This is a genomic window from Alteromonas sp. LOR (genome assembly GCF_000753865.1).
GTDB lineage: Bacteria > Pseudomonadota > Gammaproteobacteria > Enterobacterales > Alteromonadaceae > Alteromonas.
The window spans coordinates 1-618 of record NZ_JQFW01000053.1 but is presented as its reverse complement, the minus strand read 5'-3'; the positions used below and the strand labels follow the sequence as shown (position 1 = coordinate 618).

Sequence of the window (618 nt, the reverse complement as noted above, 5' to 3'; positions counted from 1 at the left end):
AAGCGGAAACGCCTAGTTAAGCTTGGTTTTGTTATAGTTAGAGCCCGTGCTAGGCGTTTCCGCTTATCACCAGTGTTAGGTGCTACAGGGATATGAGCTTCGAAAGATTTCAGAAACATCGCCACATCGTAGCTGATAATAAGGTTTGCGTATCGTACGATCGCCTCACTACAAAGTTTGAAGTTAAGGTGGGCGACAATGTTGCTTACTCTAAGCACTTTTGGTTCTGGCCTCGACATTATGCCACCGTTCAAATCGGTTCTAGTTCTTATGCGCTCGGTGTATATTGGTTTTTTATATGGGGAGCGTCTTTAAAAAAAGGCGACTCCGTTGTTGTAAAAGAGCTCTTGCCTAAACGCCGTAGACGTTCTATTTCACTTCTCGGCTATGGTGTATTTATTATTTTACTTAGGTCTGCTTTTGTTGTTTTTGCTCCATAGCACCTAACAAAAAAATTATGTCGCCCGCAGGCGGGCTGGGACACAAACAAGCAGGCGGCTTCGCCATTGTAGCCTGCCTGTTTGTGCCCCATATTTAAAAGTTATATGACAAGGATGTATTAATGAAAAGTTTAATTTTAGCGTTTGTAGCTACACTCCCATTATTAGGTTGTTCTGG

At 42.7% G+C, this 618-nt stretch carries 1 protein-coding gene; it reads left to right on the top strand.

Features of this window, described 5'->3' with window-relative positions:
• Positions 1 to 92 precede the first annotated feature (92 nt).
• Positions 93 to 440 carry a hypothetical protein gene (locus tag JV36_RS0115485; protein WP_032096974.1) on the top strand — a complete coding sequence of 116 codons (348 nt, stop codon included), beginning with the start codon at positions 93 to 95 and terminating at the stop codon, positions 438 to 440.
• Positions 441 to 618 lie beyond the last annotated feature (178 nt).